Genomic DNA, 19298 nt, shown 5'->3' on the forward strand with positions numbered 1-19298 from the left:
TTACCTCTTGCGCAATACATATACTCGCCACATGGCGTAGAGCGGTATGAAGTCCAGGGATTCCTGAACACGGAAACCGGCCTGCTCGAATTCTGCCTCGACAGTAGCAGCCGGTAACACAAACCGGTTTTGGTAACCTTCCTGCTCACCTCGTTTGCGACGACGTACTTCGTTGCGCTTGCGCTTCCAGGCCTTGAAATTACCGTCTACCCACAGCGAAATAATCACACTGTCTCGGGTAACCCGCTGAAACTCGCGCAATATTGTCAGCCTGTGCTCAGGTTCACCGATGTGGTGCATCAAGCGCATGCAGAAAATACTGTCGACGGAGTTATCTGGCAAATCGATATCAAAGGCAGATGTCTGCAAAGGGCGTACCCGTTTCACCACATCCGCCGGTTGTGCGGTGGTGGCGATCTTCAACATCGACGCCGAATTGTCAGCCCCGATAATTACACGGTTGGGTTTTTCGGCCAGCAACGGCCAGAAGCGTCCAGCGCCACAAGGCAGATCCAGCACCAGGCCGGGTTCACCGGCCATGGCCAGCGCACCGCGCGCCAGTTGCTCGTCGCGTTTGTGGGACAACCGGCGAGCCAGATTGTCCTGATGTTTGAGCAAATATTGTTGCGCGTGTTGATCGTCGTACTTTTCGGAAAATTCCAACTTGATTGGGGAAGGCATCGCACGTCTCCAGTAACTGATGCCTACAACCTTATGCAGCGAACTGTGATCAACAGGTCAACTCATTGTGAAAATCTTGTCCTGTCCAACTGTATACATTTCAAGACTTTACAGAAACATTCAGTAGCATGGGGCCATCTTCGCTGAAAAGCGCGCAGTCTGCATTAGTAAAACGACAGACTGAACGGTCAAGATTTGACCTGGCTCAACTCCACGTGAAATCGGCAGCCATTGGGCTCCATGGTGCTCAAACTCACGTTCCAACCTTGGCTCTCGCAGATCCGCTGCACCAGTGACAATCCGAGTCCCAGGCCCTCGCCGCGGTTCTCGCTGCCGCGTACAAACGGCTCGAACATCGCTTCGCGCTTTTCTTCGGGGATGCCGACACCGGTGTCCTCCACTACGAAGCCACTGGGCTCCAACGTGAGGCGGATAAACCCGTGCTCGGTGTAGTGCAGGGCATTGCGCAGAAGATTGCCCATCACCGCGTGCAAGAAGGTGGTGTTGTAGCGGGTGTCCAGGGGATTGCCTGGCCGGTAGATCAACTCCAGACCTTTTTTCTCGATAGGCTCGCGCCAGATACCGAGCAGGTCTTCGGCGACTTGGGTCAGGCTGCCTTGGGGCGATGCGGCCGCATCGTCGTGTTTGGCGCGAGCCAGCATCAGGAAGGTCTGCACCAGCTCGCGCATTTCTTCACAGGCACGGGCGATGCGCTCCACCTGGCGGCGGCCACGCTCATCGATGGCGGGGTTTTCCAGCAGCAGTTCGCAGGAACTGGCCAATACCATCAAGGGCGTGCGCAACTCGTGACTTACATCGCTGGTAAACAGCTGCTCGCGGGACAGCGCCTGGCGCAAGCGGCCCAAGGTAGCGTCGAACGCCACCGCCAGCTCGCCCACTTCATCGGCGGCATAATCCGGAGCCAGGGGCGGGGCCAGGCCCAGCAGTTGGTCACGGTGACGCACCTGGCGAGCCAGCCGCACCACTGGAGCCATTACCTTGCGGGCCAGCACCCAACCGAGGAACACTGCCAGTGCCAGACTGAGCACGAACCCCACCAACACCACGGCAAACAGCACACGCTCACGCTCTTCGAAATCGCTTTGGTCTTGCAGCAGCACATAACGCCGACCGTCGATCACTTCGACCATGGCGTGGTACGACAGCGATTCGCGAAACACTTCGTGAAAGCCCGGCTCCAGGTGGCGCAGGTCCTTGGGCAGTTCGAAATCGCCGCGCCCGCCGCTGAAGTAAAACAGCTGGTCCGGCTCCGGTCGATGTCGCCAGTCTTCCATGCTGTCCATCAACAGCAGGCGTTGCAGGTCACCGCCCAGGCCCGCCGAAATCAACTTCTCTTCCACCAGGTGCACCGTCGCAACGATCCCCATGGCGAAGGCTCCCGCCACCAACGCACTCATCAAGGCAAAAGCGATGATGATCCGCTGGGCAAGGCTCTGCTTAAACTCCATCACGACCCTCGGCCAACCGGTAACCCACGCCATGCACCGTTTGCAGCAACGGCTTGGCGAATGGCTTATCGATCACCTGGCGTAATTGGTGAACATGGCTGCGCAGGCTGTCGCTGTCCGGGCAATCGTCGCCCCATAGCGCTTCTTCGAGTATTTCCCGGCGCAGTACGTGCGGGCTCTTCTGCATCAACACCGCCAGCAGTTTAAGGCCCACGGGGTTGAGCTTGAGCAGGCGCCCTTCGCGGGTGACTTCCAATGTATCGAGATCGTAGTTCAGGTCACCCACCTGCAGGGCACGGCGCCCGCCACCCTGTGCACGACGCAGCACCGCCTCGATACGCGCGGCCAGTTCCGACAAGGCGAATGGCTTGAGCAAGTAATCATCGGCGCCAGACTTGAAGCCCTGCAGGCGGTCGTCCAACTGGTCACGGGCGGTGAGCATGATCACCGGCGTATCGCGGCGCGCGTCTTCGCGCAGGCGTTTGCACAGGGTGTAGCCATCGATGCCGGGCAGCATGATATCGAGCACGATCAGGTCGTAATGCTCGGTGGCCGCCAGGTGCAGGCCCGACAAACCGTCCTGCGCACAGTCCACTGTGTAGCCTTTGAGCCCCAGGTAATCGGCCAGGTTGGCGAGGATATCGCGGTTGTCTTCAACCAATAGAATTCGCATGGGCAGTGTCTCCGTACGCGGTAACAGCCGTGTTGGCTCGCGCAGCTTAAGGCCAAGCGGGATTCAGGGATAGACCTGCAAAGGCCCTTGATATTGGTTTTCAACCGATATTTGAATTGAACGAGATTTTCACTATAACTTCACAGACTTGCTACAGCCGCGCAGGGAAAATCGTCGCACATTTAAATGAAGAAAAAAGTGGGTGGGGGCTTGCTCTCGATGAGGGTGGGCCAGTTAATAAATATTAAACTGACACACCGCGATCGGGGCATGGGTATCTACACAACTTTGGTTACGCCGCTGGACCTGTGGGAGGGGGCTTGCCCCCGATGGCGGCCTGACAGCCGACCAGAATGCTGGATCGGACCGAGTACATATCCGTTATTTAGGTTACGGCCACTATTGGTTCCGCTTTTACAGCGGGTCACTTTTGAAAAGAGCCCAAAAGTAACCAAAAGGCTCTTGCCCCACCACTCGGCACCTCGCCCAGGCTCGGTGTGCCCGTAATCCGCCAGTGATTTGGGGGGCCGCCGCCACGCGCCATCCATGGCGCGGGGCGGCTAAACCGGCATCCCTGCCGGTTTACCCCCCAAATCCCTGTCGAATTCCGGCCAGCGTGGTTTAACGGGGCGCCTAAAATCAAAAGCAGAGCAAGAGCAAGTCAGCACGGTCAGTTGTGTAAATACCTATGGCCATCGGGGGCAAGCCCTCTCCCACATTTTTGAACGAGTACACCCGCATTATCACCGGCCAGGCCGAGACAACAAAAAAACCCGCCTGCATCACTGCAGGCGGGGTTTTTCAGTGCCGGGTGAGGCTGGCTTACATCATGCCGCCCATGCCACCCATGCCGCCCATGTCTGGCATACCACCGCCAGCTGCGCCTTCAGCCTTCGGCTTGTCAGCGATTGCGGCTTCGGTGGTCAGGATCAGGCCACCGATGGAGGCTGCTGCTTGCAGCGCGGAACGGGTCACCTTGGTAGGGTCCAGGATGCCCATTTCGATCATGTCGCCGTAGATGCCAGTCGCAGCGTTGTAACCGTAGTTACCTTTGCCGTTCTTGACTTCGTTGACCACAACACTTGGCTCGTCACCGGAGTTGGCAGCGATCTGGCGCAGCGGTGCTTCAACAGCACGACGCAGTACCGCGATACCGACGTTCTGGTCAGCGTTGTCGCCGGTCAGGTTAGTCAGCGCTTCCAGGGCGCGGATCAGGGCAACGCCACCGCCAGGTACCACGCCTTCTTCAACGGCCGCACGGGTTGCGTGCAGGGCGTCTTCAACGCGGGCTTTCTTCTCTTTCATTTCGACTTCGGAACCAGCGCCAACCTTGATCACTGCAACGCCGCCGGACAGCTTGGCCAGGCGCTCTTGCAGTTTTTCACGATCGTAGTCCGAGGAGGTTTCAGCAACCTGTGCACGGATCTGGGCGATACGGGACTCGATGTCGCCTTCAACGCCAGCACCGTCAACGATGATGGTGTTTTCCTTGGAGATGGTCACGCGCTTGGCGCTACCCAGGTTTTCCAGGGTGGCGCTTTCCAGGCTCAGGCCGATCTCTTCGGAGATAACGGTACCGCCGGTCAATACGGCGATGTCCTGCAGCATGGCCTTGCGACGATCGCCGAAGCCTGGAGCCTTGACGGCCGCGACCTTAACGATGCCACGCATGTTGTTCACGACCAGGGTCGCCAAGGCTTCGCCTTCAACGTCTTCGGAAACGATCAGCAGTGGGCGGCCGGCTTTGGCAACGGCTTCCAAGACTGGCAGCATTTCGCGGATGTTGGAGATCTTCTTGTCGACCAGCAGGATCAGCGGGTTGTCCAGCTCGGCAACCATGGTTTCCGGCTTGTTGACGAAGTACGGGGACAGGTAGCCACGGTCGAACTGCATGCCTTCTACAACCGACAGTTCGTTTTCCAGGCCCGAGCCTTCTTCAACGGTGATCACGCCTTCTTTACCGACTTTTTCCATGGCTTCGGCAATGATGTCGCCGATGGAGCTGTCGGAGTTGGCAGAGATGGTACCAACCTGGGCAATGGCCTTGGTGTCCGCGCATGGCTTGGACAGGTTCTTCAGCTCAGCGACGACGGCGATGGTCGCCTTGTCGATGCCGCGCTTGAGGTCCATCGGGTTCATGCCGGCAGCGACGGCCTTGTAGCCTTCGTTGACGATCGCCTGGGCCAGGACGGTAGCGGTGGTGGTGCCGTCGCCTGCGTCATCGTTGGCACGGGAGGCAACGTCTTTGACCAGCTGCGCGCCCATGTTTTCGAAACGGTCTTCCAGTTCGATCTCTTTGGCTACGGAAACGCCGTCCTTGGTGATGGTCGGAGCGCCGAAGCTCTTCTCGATGATCACGTTACGACCTTTCGGGCCGAGGGTCGCTTTTACTGCGTCAGCCAGGACGTTGACACCGGTGAGCATTTTCTTGCGGGCGGAATCGCCGAATTTAACTTCTTTAGCAGCCATGATCGATATTCCTTAAATACTTTGTAGTAACGGGAAAATGAACGGGGAATCAGTCTTCCAGAACGGCGAGAATCTCGCTCTCGCTCATGACCAACAGGTCTTCGCCGTCGATTTTCACAGTGTTGCTGCCGGAGTAAGGGCCGAAAACAACCTTGTCACCCACTTTCACGGCCAGCGCACGTACTTCACCGTTTTCCAGAGCCTTGCCTGGACCCGCAGCAAGAATCACACCGTGGTTGGCTTTTTCAGCAGCCGAACCTGGCAGGACGATGCCGCCAGCGGTTTTCTTTTCTTCTTCACTGCGACGGATGACGACGCGGTCATGCAGAGGACGAAGCTTCATTGTCGATCTCTCCTAATTGTGATTTTCATCGGCCGGTATCAATTCCGGCGGGTTAAATTCCGGCGGTGCCGGTCGCGACTCGCAGGGCAAATCGCGGAAGTCTGTCTGATGTCACCACCAGAAACCTTGCGGTGACCGTTACATAAGGGCGGCTGTGGTTATTACAAGGGGCCGAGGATGAAATTTTTTGTGTCGGCCGCAGGGTGAATGCAACACGGCACCCGAGGGTGCCGTGCCAGTGAAGCGGTTATTTGCTGTCGCGGTGTTCGAATTCGCCTTCGATCACATCGCCTTCACGTCCCAGGGGCTGGCGCGGTGCCGGGCCGCCACGGGGTTGCAGGTCGTCGGCGAAGGCGCGTTGGCGAATCGCGGCCTCTTCGGCACGCTGGCGCATCTTGCCGGCCAGCAGCTTGCGCGTGAACGGCAGCAGCAGGACCAAGCCGACCACATCGCTGACAAAGCCCGGCAGGATCAACAAGCCACCTGCCAGCGCCATCATCAAGCCCTCCAGCATGGTCTGGGCGGGTAACTCGCCGCGGTTCAGGCTTTCACGGGCACGCAGCGCCGTAGCCAGGCCGGCGACGCGCAGCACGAGGACGCCGAGCATCGAGCCGGCGATGATCAACAGCAATGCCGGGAAAAACCCGATCGCACCGCTGACTTGAACGAATACGAACAGCTCCAACACCGGGAACAGCAGAAAGAGCAATAAAAAAGGGCGCATCAAATGGTTCCTCAACGCAAGAATGCCTTGCCAGTTCACCTTAGATGACGTCGCCATTTCGTGAATTCAAGCATTGGCGGCGGTTTTTTTCGGCCAGGCTTGGGCATGAGCCAGTGAAACCAGGGCTTCGCGTACTTGTGTCGGGGTGTTGCAAACCTCTGCAAAAGGCAACCAGTGCAGGCACTGGCCGATACGCAGGTGCATGCCCTCACTGTCGATGCCAGCCAATTGCGCAGGCTCGGTGGTGGGCAAGCCGCTGAGCTCGACGTAATGGGCAATGGCTTTGGTGTGATCGCTGTTCATGTGCTCGATCATGCTGCGCTCGGCTTTCCCGGCAAACGGGTTGGCCAAGGTCAACTGATCGACCCAGTGAATCGCGCCAAACCCGCCGATGTAACGGTGGCGTACCGGCTTGAGTACCCAGAAGTCGAAATCGTGGGCCTTGTGGTAGTTGGCCGAATCGGGGAAATAGCGGTAATAGCGCTCGGCAGCGGCTTCAATCGCCGCTTCGTCTTCAAGCTTTTCGGCTTCGCCCAGGTAGGTCAGGCGCCCCACGGCCTGCACATCATCGGCCCCGCGCTCACCTACCAGCAGAGAGCACTTGGGATCTTTTTGCAGGTTGTGGGTGTGCTGGGCGATGCGGCTGATCAGGATCAGCGGGCGCCCCTGTTCGTCGAGGCAGTAGGGCACGACCGAGCCGAAGGGAAACCCGGGCATGGCTTTGGACAATGTGGAGAGAGCCCCACGGTATTCCTTGAGCAACAGCTCTCGGGCGTTCTTGGCAACGTGCGCGCTCAACGTATGACTCCTCGGGTGTTGCGCCGTCCATGGCATATGGGAATGGATCTCAACACAAGGTAATCAATATCCGCGCAGGTTGCCAGGCTGGCCGACGCAGGTTTTACCAGGCCACACCAAAGCCTGCGGTGTAGCGGGTCTTGCTCAAGCTGCTGTCAGAGTTGCCGCTGACCTCGTTGCGCTCAGCCTTCAAGTTCAGCGAAGCCCACTCGGTGACCTTGTAGCGCAGGCCCATTTCGGCATCCAGGGAATACTCGGCCGGTCCGGCCAGGGGTTTGCCCAATTCACCGTTGGTGAAGAACTCGACGGTCTTGCCCACCAGGTAGCGGTTGTAGTTCCACTTCATGGCCAGGGAATAGAAGTTGTCCTTGCCGCCGTCGGCATATTCATAATCGGTGCGGTTGACCAGCGAACCCAGGGAGAAGGCGCCCAGCTCATCGTCCCAGAACTGATAGCCCGGGCCGGTACCGACAACGCGCTGGCGAGCCAGGTCTTCGACCTTGTCGCGCTTGTAGGTCAAGCGGCCCTGCCAGAACCAGTGCTCGGTGATGAAGCGGTCCAGGTTGTATTCCAGCGCCCAGTTGTCGGTGGTGGTGACGTCATCCTGGAACTCGCGGTTGTATTCGCCCTTGCCCGTATGACGCCACTGGCCGTGACGGGCCGAGGTCTTGAAGTCGATGTCGTAGTCGTTGGTGTCTTTGTCGGCACGCTTGTAGTCCAGCGCCAGGTCGACGTTGCCCTTCCACACCAAGTCTTCGATCACTGGCTTGGGCTTCATGATCTGCTGGATACTTGCCAGCTCCACGGTCTTGGGCGCCTCGCCATTGGCCAGCACCACCTTGCCGTCATCCGAGGCGTGCAAGGACTTGGCCTTTTCGCCGCTGTAGGCGTCCTGCTTGACCAGCAGTTCCTGGTCGCTTTCCAGGGTCTTGACCTGTTTCCAGTCCACCGGGATGGAGCCTGCGTAGGTGGTTTGGATCAGCAATTTACCGCCGTCGAAGACTTTGATCTTGCCGGTCAGGCGGTCACCGTTTTTCAACCACACGGTGTCGGCGAGCAAGGGCGTGGAAGCACTGAAAACAGCAAGGCACAACAGGGTTCTGGACAACATAAGCAGATACGGGGCTCAGGGGTGGCGAAAATAAGGGGCGTTATAGTGTTACATGGCTAGAACTGACTCAAGGATTTATATTGAGTTCAATTCTCACCGCCATGTTTACAGACGTTTCTGACAAAACAACGACGATCTCAACGGATGCCCACACACAGTGAATCTACCTGCCGATACGCCGCAAAGCCCCGCCGACATGCGTCGTACCGCCTTGTACCTGACGCTGGCGCAAGTGCCGGAAGGCTGCGTGGTGAGCTACGGCGAGCTGGCCCGACTGGCCGGCCTGGGCCGCGCTGCCCGCTGGGTCGGGCGCACCCTGAGCCAGTTGCCCGAGGACACGCGATTGCCCTGGCATCGGGTGCTGGGTGCCGGCGGTCGGATAAGCCTGCCGGTGGGCAGTGCCTCGGGTGACGAACAACGTGCGCGTTTGCGTAGCGAAGGCGTCACTATCTTGAACAATCGCGTTGATATTCAGCGTCATGGCTGGCGCCCGGTAGAGCACAGCGGTTAGAGTGCGCGCTTTGTTTCCGCAAATCTGAGGCAGACTCCAGCCCATGCCCCGTAAAACCTGGCGCGCCGCGCTCGCCGCCTATGCCAGCCCCTCGACGTTAGTGCTGTTGTTGCTCGGTTTCGCCGCCGGCATGCCTTACATGTTGGTGTTCTCGACGCTTTCCGTGTGGCTGCGTGAAGCCGGTGTGGCCCGCGAAACCATCGGTTATGCGAGCCTGATCGGTCTGGCCTACGCCTTCAAATGGGTCTGGTCGCCGCTGCTCGACCAATGGCGCCTGCCGTTACTCGGAAAACTGGGGCGTCGTCGTTCCTGGCTGGTGCTGGCCCAGTCGCTGGTGATCCTCGGATTGATCGGCATGGGCTTCTGCGATCCGCAAAAGCACTTGTCCTGGTTGATCGCCATTGCGGTGGTGGTCGCGTTCGCGTCGGCCACCCAAGACATTGCCGTGGATGCCTATCGCCTGGAAATTGCCGACGACAGCCGCCAGGCCGCCCTGGCCGCAAGCTACATGTCCGGTTATCGCATCGCCGCCCTGCTGGCCACGGCCGGCGCGCTGTTCTTTGCCGAAGGCTTCGGCTCCACCGGCTTCAACTATAAACACTCGGCCTGGACCGGCACCTATGTGCTGTTCGGCGTGTTGATGGTTCCAGCCCTGCTGACCACGCTGTTGATGCGTGAGCCCGATGTGCCCCTGCGCACGCAGTTGCAGGCCGGGCGCTACAGCTTCGTGCACCAGCTGGTGTCAGTGTTCGTACTGATCGTGCTGCTGGTGTCGGTGCCGGCGATGTTCACCCAACTGTACAACACTGACTTCGCCAGCGTGTTGTTCCAGGGTGTGAGCCTATGGGAACTGCTGATGGAAGACCGCGCATTCCTGCGCGCCATTCTCTATATCACGCTCACTTCGCTGTGCCTTTCGGCCATGGGCCGCCGGGGCCTGGCGCCGGTGCTGACGCCGGTCAACGACTTCATCCTGCGTTATCGCTGGCAGGCACTGTTGCTGCTAGGGCTGATTGCCACCTATCGCATGTCCGACACGGTGATGGGCGTGATGGCCAACGTGTTCTACATCGACCAGGGCTTTACCAAGGACCAGATCGCCGGGGTGAGCAAGATCTTCGGCCTGATCATGACCCTGGTCGGCGCCGGCATGGGCGGCCTGTTGATTGTGCGGTTCGGTATCCTGCCAATCCTGTTTATCGGTGGCGTGGCTTCGGCCGGCACCAACTTGCTGTTCGTGATGCTCGCCGACATGGGCCCCGACCTGCAGATGCTGATCGTCACCATATCCCTGGATAACTTCAGCTCGGGCCTGGCCACATCGGCGTTCGTCGCCTACCTGTCGAGCCTGACCAACCTCAAGTTCTCCGCCACCCAGTACGCGTTGCTCAGCTCGATCATGCTGTTGCTGCCCCGCCTGATCGGCGGGTACTCGGGAGTGATGGTGGAGAAGTTCGGTTACCACAACTTCTTCATGATCACCTGCCTGCTGGGCCTGCCGACGCTGTTCCTGATTGCGTTGCACTGGTTCCAGGAAAACCGGCGCGCCCGGTTGAACCCCTCTGAAGAAACGGATCCCTTGTAGGAGCGAGCTTGCTCGCGAAGAACTCACAGACACCGCGTTCTCCCCGGTTTCCCACGTCATCGTTGACGATCTTCGCGAGCAAGCTCGCTCCTACATAGCTCATGCCTGTACGCGAGCGGCAAGCGCCCGTACAATCCCAAGTCATTTCAAGTCCAAGCAACCGACAACGGCCTACCATGCGTACCAGTCAATATTTGCTCGCCACACAGAAAGAAACGCCTTCCGACGCGGTAGTGATCAGCCACCAGCTGATGCTGCGCGCCGGCATGATCCGCAAACTGGCCTCCGGCCTGTACACCTGGTTGCCCATGGGCTTGAAGGTGATGCGCAAGGTCGAAGCCATCGTTCGTGAAGAAATGAACGCCGCCGGCTCTCTGGAAGTGTTGATGCCGAGCACCCAACCGGCTGAGTTGTGGCAGGAATCCGGGCGCTGGGAAGAGTACGGCCCTGAGTTGCTGCGCTTCAAGGACCGTCATGGCCGCGATTTCTGCGCCGGCCCGACCCATGAAGAGGTCATCACCGACCTGATGCGCAACGAGTTGAGCAGCTATAAGCAGTTGCCGCTGAACCTGTATCAGATCCAGACCAAGTTCCGTGATGAAATCCGCCCACGCTTCGGCCTGATGCGTGGCCGCGAGTTCATCATGAAGGACGCTTACTCCTTCCACGCCGACCTCGCGTCGCTGCAGGTCACCTACGACCGCATGCACCAGGCCTACTGCAACGTGTTTACGCGCCTGGGCCTGAAATTCCGACCGGTTGAGGCGGACAACGGCTCCATCGGCGGTGCCGGCTCCCACGAATTCCACGTGCTGGCCGAATCCGGCGAAGACGATATCGTGTTCAGTAACGGTTCCGACTACGCGGCCAACATCGAGAAAGCCGAAGCGGTGCCACGGGAAACTTCCCGCCCCGCACCGGCCGAAGAACTGCGCCTGGTCGATACTCCTGACACCAAGACCATCGCGGCCCTGGTGGAAAAATTCAATCTGCCGATTGAAAAAACCATCAAGACCCTGATCGTGCACGCCGAAGAAGAAGGCAAGCTGATCGCCCTGGTCATCCGTGGCGACCACGAGCTCAACGAAATCAAGGCGGCCAACCAACCTGGCGTGGCCAGCCCACTGGTCATGGCCTCCGACGCCGAACTGCGTGACGCCATCGGCGCCGGCGCCGGCTCCCTGGGCCCGCTGAACCTGCCGCTGCCGATCATCATCGACCGTTCGGTGGAGCTGATGAGCGACTTCGGCATCGGCGCGAACATCGACGACAAGCACTATTTCGGCGTGAACTGGGAGCGCGACTTGCCGGTTCCGACGGTGGCTGACTTGCGTAACGTTGTTGCCGGCGATCCAAGCCCGGATGGCAAGGGCACCCTGGAAATCAAGCGCGGCATCGAAGTCGGGCATATCTTCCAGCTGGGCAACAAGTACAGCAAGGCGATGAAGTGCGAAGTGCTGGGCGAAAACGGCAAGCCGATCACCCTGGAAATGGGTTGCTACGGCATCGGTGTTTCTCGTGTGGTAGCCGCTGCCATCGAACAGAATAATGACGAAAAAGGCATTATCTGGAGTGACGCCCTGGCACCGTTCCAGGTGGCCCTGGTGCCACTGCGCTACGAAACCGAGCAAGTACGCGAAGCCACCGACAAACTGTATGCCGAACTGACGGCCGCCGGTTTTGAAGTGCTGCTCGATGACCGGGACAAGAAGACCAGCCCGGGTATCAAGTTCGCCGACATGGAACTGATTGGCATCCCGCACCGGATCGTGGTCAGTGACCGCGGCCTGGCCGATGGCAACCTGGAATACAAGAGCCGGACCGAAGCTGAAGCCCAACCGTTGCCGGTGGCTGACGTACTGTCTTTCCTCCAGGCGCGTATTCGTCGCTGAAAACCAGACCAAGAGACGTCATGTTCAAGCCACACACCAGAGCCCTGGGGGGCGCCGCCTTGTGCGGCGCCCTGCTGGTCAGCGGCTGCGCCAATCAAATGTCGCAACGCAGTGAGCACGAGGAGCGGATCGAGCGCAAGTTGCTCGACCACAGCCTGCAGATCGATGTCGGCGAACCCAAAGTGCTGGAGCTGCCACAACGTCGGGTTCGCATCCATGAGCAAAAGACCTTCGAAGTCACCGAATTCGAAGTCACCCGTCGTTACGACCGCTACACGCCCTACCAGCCCTGGCGCAAACTCTACGAGATGCCCCTGGGGGCCGTGGCGTTGGTGGCTGGCGTGGGCGCCAACGTGGCGAATATCTTCGCCCTCGGCAACTTGCCCACTAGCGTGACCCATGACTGGTTGAGCTACGGTGTGGACGGCATCAACCCGTTCATGAACGTGCAATCCCACGGCCGAGCGCAACAGAACCTGGCAGCCATCGATGAAGTCCAGCGCGACAAGCGCCTGGAGTATTCGAGCCTGCCCTGGAGCGAACGCCCGGTACAGGTCACCGCCGGCAAGCAGACCCATGAGCTGACCACCGACCGCAACGGCATACTACGCCTGAACCTGTTGGACAACCCCTTCGCCGAGCAGGACCTGAACCGCATCACCACCTTGAAGATCAGCGTCGAAGACGGCCAGGATGACGTGCATACGGACTCGACCCTGGCGGTCAGCAACAGCCTGCGCGGCAAGTTGCTGGAAGCCCATGGGCTGATCTACGACGACCTGGAAGATGACGAGGTGAACCAGTGGGTACACCGGGTCAAGCGCCTGTCGGAGCTGGGCCTGGAAGAAGAGGCCAGCGAACTGGAACAGAGCCTGATTGAACTGACCCGCAATGATCCGGAATTGCAGCAGGAATTCCTGCAGGCATTGACCAAGGATGCGGGGCGGTTGGTGGCGGATCCTGGCGCACGCTAGTTAAGGCTTTTTGTAGGAGCGAGCTTGCTCGCGAAAAACTCACAGGCGCCGCGTTCATTCAGGAAACACGCGTTATCGTTGACGTTCTTCGCGAGCAAGCTCGCTCCTACAAGGGGCACCCGGTTTCTACCAGGAGAACTCGAGTTGTTCGTTGCCGCCACTTAAATCCAGCAACCGCACCCCAATCCCCAGCAATCGCACCGGTTTCCCCCCACGGTTAAACGCCTGGGTCAGCAACTGTTGATAACTCTCCAGATCCCGCCCTGCCCCGGCCTGCTCCAGCGTCGTCTGGGTAAAGTCATGAAACTTCACTTTGACAAACGGCTTGCCCGCCCGGTAGCTGCTGTCTATGCGCGCCATACGCCCGGCCAGGGTTTCCATCAGCTCGGGCAGTTTCGCCAGGCAGCTTGAGAGATCCGGCAAGTCCACGTCGTAGGTATTTTCCACACTGATGGATTGTCGACGGCTGTCGTTCTGCACCACGCGGTCATCAATCCCACGGGCCAGGCTCCAGAGGCGTTCGCCAAAACTGCCGAATTCGCGCACCAGCGCCAGTTTGTTCCACTCGCGCAACTGCAGGCAGTCTTCAATACCCAGGCGTGCGAGCTTATCCGCCGTGACCTTGCCGACGCCGTGCAGCTTGCTGACGCGCAACTGCGAGACAAAGTCTTCGACCTGGCCCGGGGTAATCACGAACAGGCCGTTGGGTTTCTTCCAGTCACTGGCGATCTTGGCCAAAAACTTGTTCGGCGCCACACCGGCAGACACGGTGATATGCAACTGGTTGGAAACACGGCGGCGGATATCCTGGGCAATGCGCGTGGCACTGCCGCCAAAATGCGGACTGTCGGAGACATCAAGGTAGGCTTCATCCAGCGACAACGGCTCGATCAAGTCGGTGTAGTCGCGAAAGATCGTCTGGATTTCCTTCGAGGCTTCTTTATAGGCATCCATGCGCGGCTTGACGATGGTCAGGTCCGGGCACAGCTTCAAGGCGTGGCGCGACGACATGGCAGAACGCACCCCGTACGCCCGTGCTTCGTAGTTGCAAGTAGCTATCACGCCCCGACGGTCCGCCGAGCCACCCACGGCCAAGGGCTTTTGCGCCAGGCTCGGGTCATCGCGCATCTCAATGGCGGCGTAGAAGCAATCACAATCGACGTGGATGATTTTGCGCTGCGTCATATAAACGGGGTGTGAACCAACGGGTGGGCAGTATCGCATTCACACCTGTATATAGCACCAGTAGTTTGATTCTTCCTTCTAAATGGTAGGAAGTTTCCCAGATGAATTTATTTTCTCAATCGAATTCAGCCTTCCGATAGAGCTGAAAGCCTCGGCCTGACTGGCCCCGAGCGGTTCAAGGCCGCACTTTTGAGAGCTAACCGATTGAAGCACAAGCGCTTTTCTTCGATTAACGGGTTGACACACTCGCGTTCCTCTGTAGAATGCCGACACACAGACGCGGGATGGAGCAGTCTGGTAGCTCGTCGGGCTCATAACCCGAAGGTCGTCGGTTCAAATCCGGCTCCCGCAACCAAACATCAAGAAAGGCTACTCGAAAGAGTGGCCTTTTTTGTGCGCGTCTGTTTTTCATCCCTGGTTACCAAAAACGCGCCAACGCCTTGATTTCAGAATAATTCACACTAATTGGCCTCATCGGCGCATTAACGGTTGACACCCCGCCGCTGGGCTGTAGAATGCCGGCCACAGACGCGGGATGGAGCAGTCTGGTAGCTCGTCGGGCTCATAACCCGAAGGTCGTCGGTTCAAATCCGGCTCCCGCAACCAAACATCAAAAAAGGCTACTCGAAAGAGTGGCCTTTTTTGTATCCGGTGAAAAAGTTCTTCTGAAACAATGGCATGGCATCTTTCATGAAACCCTACTCGGTTTGTTGAGTCCATCTCATTGCACGCCAGGCTCAATGCTCAAGCGCTACCCTCTACGACCAATGGCCGCAGTCGCCGCACCCGGCGATCCGCGTTAATATTTGTAATTATTTTGTCCATAGGGATTGGTAACTTGGCTGGATACCCCCATCCTGTCGCGCACAATCCACGAGGTGATTGATGCGCGCCAACTCGTCTGAACCACAAGACACCGTCACAGCAGAACAACCGATCACGCCCACCCGCTTGCGCTGGCTGGATCTGTTGAGCAAGTACCGGCAGCCCATCGGCCTGGCGGTTACGCTGCTGTTGTTTGCAATCGCCCTGATTGCCTGCCGGCACCTGCTGCTGGAACTGGATCTCTATGCCCTGCACGACTCGATCCTGGAGGTGCCCAAGCCAGCCCTGCTCGGCGCGTTTGCAGCGGCGGTCGCCGGCTTCGTCATCCTGCTCGGCTATGAATTCTCCGGTGCCCGTTATGCCGGGGTGAAGTTGCCCGCCAAAACCCTGGCCCTGGGTGGCTTCACCGCCTTTGCCATCGGTAACGCCATTGGTTTGTCGATGCTCTCGGGCGGCTCGGTGCGCTACCGTCTATATGCACGACATGGCATCGGCGCGTCGGAAGTAGCGCACATGACCGTGTTCGCCAGCCTGGCCCTGGGCTGCGCCCTGCCGCCACTGGCCGCATTGGCCACCTTGAGCAACCTGCCGGCCGCCTCGACCTACCTGCATTTGCCGCAAGGCCTGCTCGGTGGCGTTGCCGGTGCCGTGCTGCTGCTGTCAGCCGCGTTGTGCATCGGTATCTATCGCCGCCGCCTGCCGGAACAGCCCTACCCCGACAACCTGCTGGTCAAGGCCGGTCGCCGTACGCTGCGCCTGCCTGGCCGTCGCCTGACCTTCCTGCAACTGATCATCACCGCACTGGACGTCGCCGCTGCTGCTGCCGTCCTTTATATGTTGTTGCCGGAAGCACCGCCCTTCGGCCCGTTCCTGCTGGTGTACCTGTTGGCCCTGGCCGCCGGTGTACTCAGCCATGTGCCGGGCGGCGTGGGTGTATTCGAAGCGATCCTGCTGGCAGCGTTTGCCGATAAGCTCGGTGCCGCGCCCCTCGCTGCAGCCTTGCTGCTGTACCGGATGATCTACGTGGTCTTGCCGCTGCTGATTGCCTGTGTGTTCCTGCTGGTCAACGAGGCCCAGCGTCTATTCCAGACCCAGCAAAGCCTGCGGGTGGCCTCGGGGCTGGCGGCGCCAGTACTGGCCGTACTGGTTTTTTTGTCCGGCGTGGTCCTGCTGTTTTCCGGCGCCACGCCGGAGATCGACTCACGCCTGGAAAACATCGGCTTCCTGATTCCCCACCGCCTGATTGACGCTTCGCACTTTGGTGCCAGCCTGATCGGCGTGTTGTGCCTGCTGCTCGCCCAGGGCCTGCGTCGACGTTTGTCGGCGGCCTGGATGCTGACCATGGTGTTGCTGCTGGTGGGCGCCCTGCTCTCGCTGCTTAAAGGTTTCGACTGGGAAGAAGCCAGCCTGATGACCATGACTGCGGTGCTGCTGGCGATCTTCCGTCGCTCGTTCTACCGCGCCAGTCGCCTGACCGAATTGCCTTTTTCGCCGCTGTACCTGGTGGCCAGTGTCTGTGTACTCGGCGCTTCGATCTGGCTGCTGCTGTTTGCCTACCAGGACGTGCCCTACAGCCATCAACTCTGGTGGCAGTTCACCCTCGACGCCAACGCCCCGCGTGGTTTGCGTTCGCTGCTCGGCGCCGCCGTGTTGCTGGTAATCGTGTCGCTGACCTGGCTGCTGCGTACGGCACGCCCGGTCATTCACCTGCCGACCCCGGAAGAACTGGAGCGCGCCACCAAGATCCTGATGGCCTCCTCCCAGCCCGACGGCGGCCTGGCGCTGACTGGCGACAAGGCGCTGCTGTTCCACCCCAACGACGAAGCCTTCCTGATGTACGCCCGTCGCGGACGCAGCCTGGTGGCCCTGTACGACCCGATCGGCCCGACCCAACCGCGTGCCGAGATGATCTGGCAGTTCCGTGACCTGTGCGACATCCATCACGCCCGTCCGGTGTTCTACCAAGTCCGTGCCGAAAACCTGCCGTACTACATGGACATCGGCCTCACCGCGATCAAGCTGGGCGAAGAAGCCCGCGTCGACCTGAAACGCTTTGACCTGGAAGCCAAGGGCAAAGAGATGAAGGATTTGCGCTACACCTGGAACCGTGGCACCCGGGACGGCCTGTCCCTGGAAATCTTCGAACCCGGCCAGGCGCCGATGGATGAATTAAAAGTTATCTCCGATGCCTGGCTGACAGGTAAGAATGTGCGGGAAAAGGGCTTCTCCCTGGGCCGTTTCAGCGACGACTACCTCCGGCACTTCCGTATCGCGATCATTCGCTTCGAAGGGCGCCCGGTGGCCTTTGCCAACCTGCTCGAGACCTACAACCATGACCTGGCCAGCCTTGACTTGATGCGTGCCCACCCGGACGCGCCCAAGCTGACCATGGAGTTCATGATGGTGGGCCTGATTCAACACTATAAGAGCCACGGCTACGCGCGCTTCAGCCTCGGCATGGTGCCGTTGTCGGGCCTGCAACCGCGGCGTGGCGCACCGTTGACCCAGCGCTTGGGTTCGATGGTGTTCCGCCGTGGCGAGCAACTGTATAACTTTCAAGGTCTGCGCCGCTTCAAAGACAAGTTCCAGCCTGACTGGGAACCCCGTTACATGGCCGTGCCCGCAGGACTTGACCCGCTGGTGGCATTGGCCGATACCGCCGCCCTGATCGCGGGCGGCTTGACTGGATTGGTGAAACGCTGATGATTCGACGCTCCTGGCGGTATGTATTGGCCTTTGTAGTGCTGCTCGCCCTGATCCTGGGTGGCGGCTATTGGTATTGGAACCGCCCTGCTCCGCAACCGACCCTGGAGCAATTGCCCCAGGCCGACGGCTCGGTGATGACCCGCGTAACTCCGGCCAGCACCGCGAAAGCTCGTGTAGCCGTGGCGGTGATGGCTGATGAAACCCTGACCGACAGCCAGCTGATTGCCCTGAGCCAAGGCGGCACGGCACAGATCATCCAGGTGGTCCTGCCCAAGGCTGATTGCACAGTGCAGGAACAAGCCCTGCAAGGCGCCCTGGCCCAGCTCAAAGGCCCGGCGACCCTGGTCAGCGGCATCGGCCCGGGCGCCGCACTGGCCTGGCGCTGGCTGGCCTCTCAGAGCGATGACAAGGCCAACGCCATCTCGGTGGGCTTCGCATTGACCCAGGAAGGCTGCAAGGACCCGCTACCGAAAACCGCCGCCCATGGCAGCTGGCTGGTGGCGTGGAACGACAACCCTGACGATGAGAGTGCCAGTTTCGTACGCGACACACCGCGTGCCACTACCAGCATCAGCGACTACGACATTCATTACCCGCAAATCCTGAACAACGAGCTGCGCAAGCAACTGGTAGGTTCGGACAACGGCGGCCTGGCCATTCCGGTGGTGGAAGTGCCGGCCGGCCAAGCCAAGGACACCGTGACCCTGTTCCTCTCCGGTGATGGCGGCTGGCGCGACCTGGACCGCGACGTAGCCGGCGAGATGGCCAAGATCGGCTACCCGGTGGTCGGCATCGACACCCTGCGCTACTACTGGCAGCACAAGACCCCGGAACAAAGCGCCAAGGACCTCACTGAACTGATGCAGCACTACCGGCAGAAATGGGGCACCAAGCGTTTCGTGCTCACCGGTTATTCGTTCGGCGCCGACGTACTGCCGGCCATTTACAACCGCATGCCGGAAAACGAACAGCAACGGGTCGATGCAATCATCCTGCTGGCCTTCGCCCGCACCGGCAGCTTTGAAATCGAAGTGGAAGGCTGGCTGGGTAACGCCGGCAAAGAAGCCGCGACCGGCCCGGAAATGGCCAAGCTGCCGCCAGAGAAGGTCGTGTGCATCTACGGTGCAGAAGAAGTCGACGAGAGTGGCTGCACCGACAAGACCGCGGTGGGTGAAGCCATGAAGTTGCCGGGCGGGCACCACTTCGATGAAAACTACCCGGCGCTGGCCAAGCGCTTGGTGGATATTATCGTCAAGCACCAGGCCAAAGCCGAGTAGCTCCAGGCTGCACACAGGACCCAATGTGGGAGGGGGCTTGCTCCCGATAGCTGAATGTCAGTCAATGATTTAGTG

General features: G+C 59.6%; 15 protein-coding genes and 2 tRNA genes. 8 read left to right on the top strand and 9 right to left on the bottom strand.

Going from position 1 to position 19298, the window contains the following annotated elements:
• The 8 genes from QYQ93_RS23525 to QYQ93_RS23560 all read right to left on the bottom strand — a co-directional run bounded on the left by QYQ93_RS23525 (window position 1) and on the right by QYQ93_RS23560 (window position 8268).
• Complete coding sequence (locus tag QYQ93_RS23525; protein ID WP_043051096.1) at window positions 1–681, bottom strand: class I SAM-dependent methyltransferase; 681 nt, start codon at window positions 679–681, stop codon at window positions 1–3.
• Between the two features lie 188 nt (window positions 682–869).
• Window positions 870–2150, bottom strand: a complete 1281-nt coding sequence (locus QYQ93_RS23530; protein ID WP_043051095.1) for a sensor histidine kinase — start codon at window positions 2148–2150, stop codon at window positions 870–872.
• On the bottom strand, window positions 2140–2823 hold the full coding sequence (gene colR, locus QYQ93_RS23535) for a two-component system response regulator ColR (protein WP_003208587.1): 684 nt from the start codon (window positions 2821–2823) through the stop codon (window positions 2140–2142). The genes QYQ93_RS23530 and colR overlap by 11 nt, the downstream gene beginning before the upstream one ends.
• Before the next feature lie 822 nt (window positions 2824–3645).
• Window positions 3646–5292, bottom strand: a complete 1647-nt coding sequence (gene groL, locus QYQ93_RS23540; RefSeq protein ID WP_043051597.1) for a chaperonin GroEL — start codon at window positions 5290–5292, stop codon at window positions 3646–3648.
• 49 nt (window positions 5293–5341) lie between these two features.
• Complete coding sequence (locus tag QYQ93_RS23545) at window positions 5342–5635, bottom strand: co-chaperone GroES (protein ID WP_043051598.1); 294 nt, start codon at window positions 5633–5635, stop codon at window positions 5342–5344.
• Window positions 5636–5882: 247 nt separating this feature from the next.
• Window positions 5883–6359, bottom strand: a complete 477-nt coding sequence (locus QYQ93_RS23550) for an FxsA family protein (protein ID WP_043051599.1) — start codon at window positions 6357–6359, stop codon at window positions 5883–5885.
• A 66-nt stretch (window positions 6360–6425) separates the two neighbouring features.
• Window positions 6426–7157: a HugZ family protein gene (locus QYQ93_RS23555; protein ID WP_043051600.1), complete on the bottom strand. Its 732-nt coding sequence runs from the start codon at window positions 7155–7157 to the stop codon at window positions 6426–6428.
• A 103-nt stretch (window positions 7158–7260) separates the two neighbouring features.
• On the bottom strand, window positions 7261–8268 hold the full coding sequence (locus tag QYQ93_RS23560) for a DUF481 domain-containing protein (RefSeq protein WP_043051601.1): 1008 nt from the start codon (window positions 8266–8268) through the stop codon (window positions 7261–7263).
• A gap of 196 nt (window positions 8269–8464) precedes the next feature.
• On the opposite strand from QYQ93_RS23560, the gene QYQ93_RS23565 reads away from it, so the two are divergent.
• The 4 genes from QYQ93_RS23565 (at window position 8465) to QYQ93_RS23580 (ending at window position 13230) form a co-directional block, all read left to right on the top strand.
• Window positions 8465–8779 carry an MGMT family protein gene (locus tag QYQ93_RS23565; RefSeq protein ID WP_043051602.1) on the top strand — a complete coding sequence of 105 codons (315 nt, stop codon included), beginning with the start codon at window positions 8465–8467 and terminating at the stop codon, window positions 8777–8779.
• 43 nt (window positions 8780–8822) lie between these two features.
• Window positions 8823–10364 carry an AmpG family muropeptide MFS transporter gene (locus QYQ93_RS23570; RefSeq protein ID WP_043051603.1) on the top strand — a complete coding sequence of 514 codons (1542 nt, stop codon included), beginning with the start codon at window positions 8823–8825 and terminating at the stop codon, window positions 10362–10364.
• 176 nt (window positions 10365–10540) lie between these two features.
• Window positions 10541–12256 (top strand): proline--tRNA ligase, encoded by a 1716-nt coding sequence (locus QYQ93_RS23575; protein WP_043051604.1) that lies wholly within the window; start codon window positions 10541–10543, stop codon window positions 12254–12256.
• Between the two features lie 20 nt (window positions 12257–12276).
• Window positions 12277–13230 carry a hypothetical protein gene (locus tag QYQ93_RS23580; protein ID WP_338475574.1) on the top strand — a complete coding sequence of 318 codons (954 nt, stop codon included), beginning with the start codon at window positions 12277–12279 and terminating at the stop codon, window positions 13228–13230.
• 126 nt (window positions 13231–13356) lie between these two features.
• On the opposite strand, the gene dinB is transcribed toward QYQ93_RS23580, so the two are convergent.
• Window positions 13357–14415, bottom strand: a complete 1059-nt coding sequence (gene dinB, locus QYQ93_RS23585) for a DNA polymerase IV (RefSeq protein ID WP_043051606.1) — start codon at window positions 14413–14415, stop codon at window positions 13357–13359.
• Between the two features lie 278 nt (window positions 14416–14693).
• Here dinB and QYQ93_RS23590 point away from each other — a divergent pair.
• The 4 genes from QYQ93_RS23590 (at window position 14694) to QYQ93_RS23605 (ending at window position 19223) form a co-directional block, all read left to right on the top strand.
• A tRNA-Met gene (locus QYQ93_RS23590) sits at window positions 14694–14770 on the top strand.
• 174 nt (window positions 14771–14944) lie between these two features.
• A tRNA-Met gene (locus QYQ93_RS23595) sits at window positions 14945–15021 on the top strand.
• 279 nt (window positions 15022–15300) lie between these two features.
• Window positions 15301–17943: a bifunctional lysylphosphatidylglycerol flippase/synthetase MprF gene (mprF, locus tag QYQ93_RS23600; protein WP_043046870.1), complete on the top strand. Its 2643-nt coding sequence runs from the start codon at window positions 15301–15303 to the stop codon at window positions 17941–17943.
• Complete coding sequence (locus tag QYQ93_RS23605) at window positions 17943–19223, top strand: virulence factor family protein (protein ID WP_338475575.1); 1281 nt, start codon at window positions 17943–17945, stop codon at window positions 19221–19223. Before mprF ends, QYQ93_RS23605 begins: the two co-directional genes overlap by 1 nt.
• The last annotated feature ends 75 nt before the right edge of the window (window positions 19224–19298 follow it).

This window comes from Pseudomonas khavaziana (assembly GCF_036704165.1).
GTDB classification, from domain to species: Bacteria; Pseudomonadota; Gammaproteobacteria; order Pseudomonadales; family Pseudomonadaceae; genus Aquipseudomonas; species Aquipseudomonas khavaziana.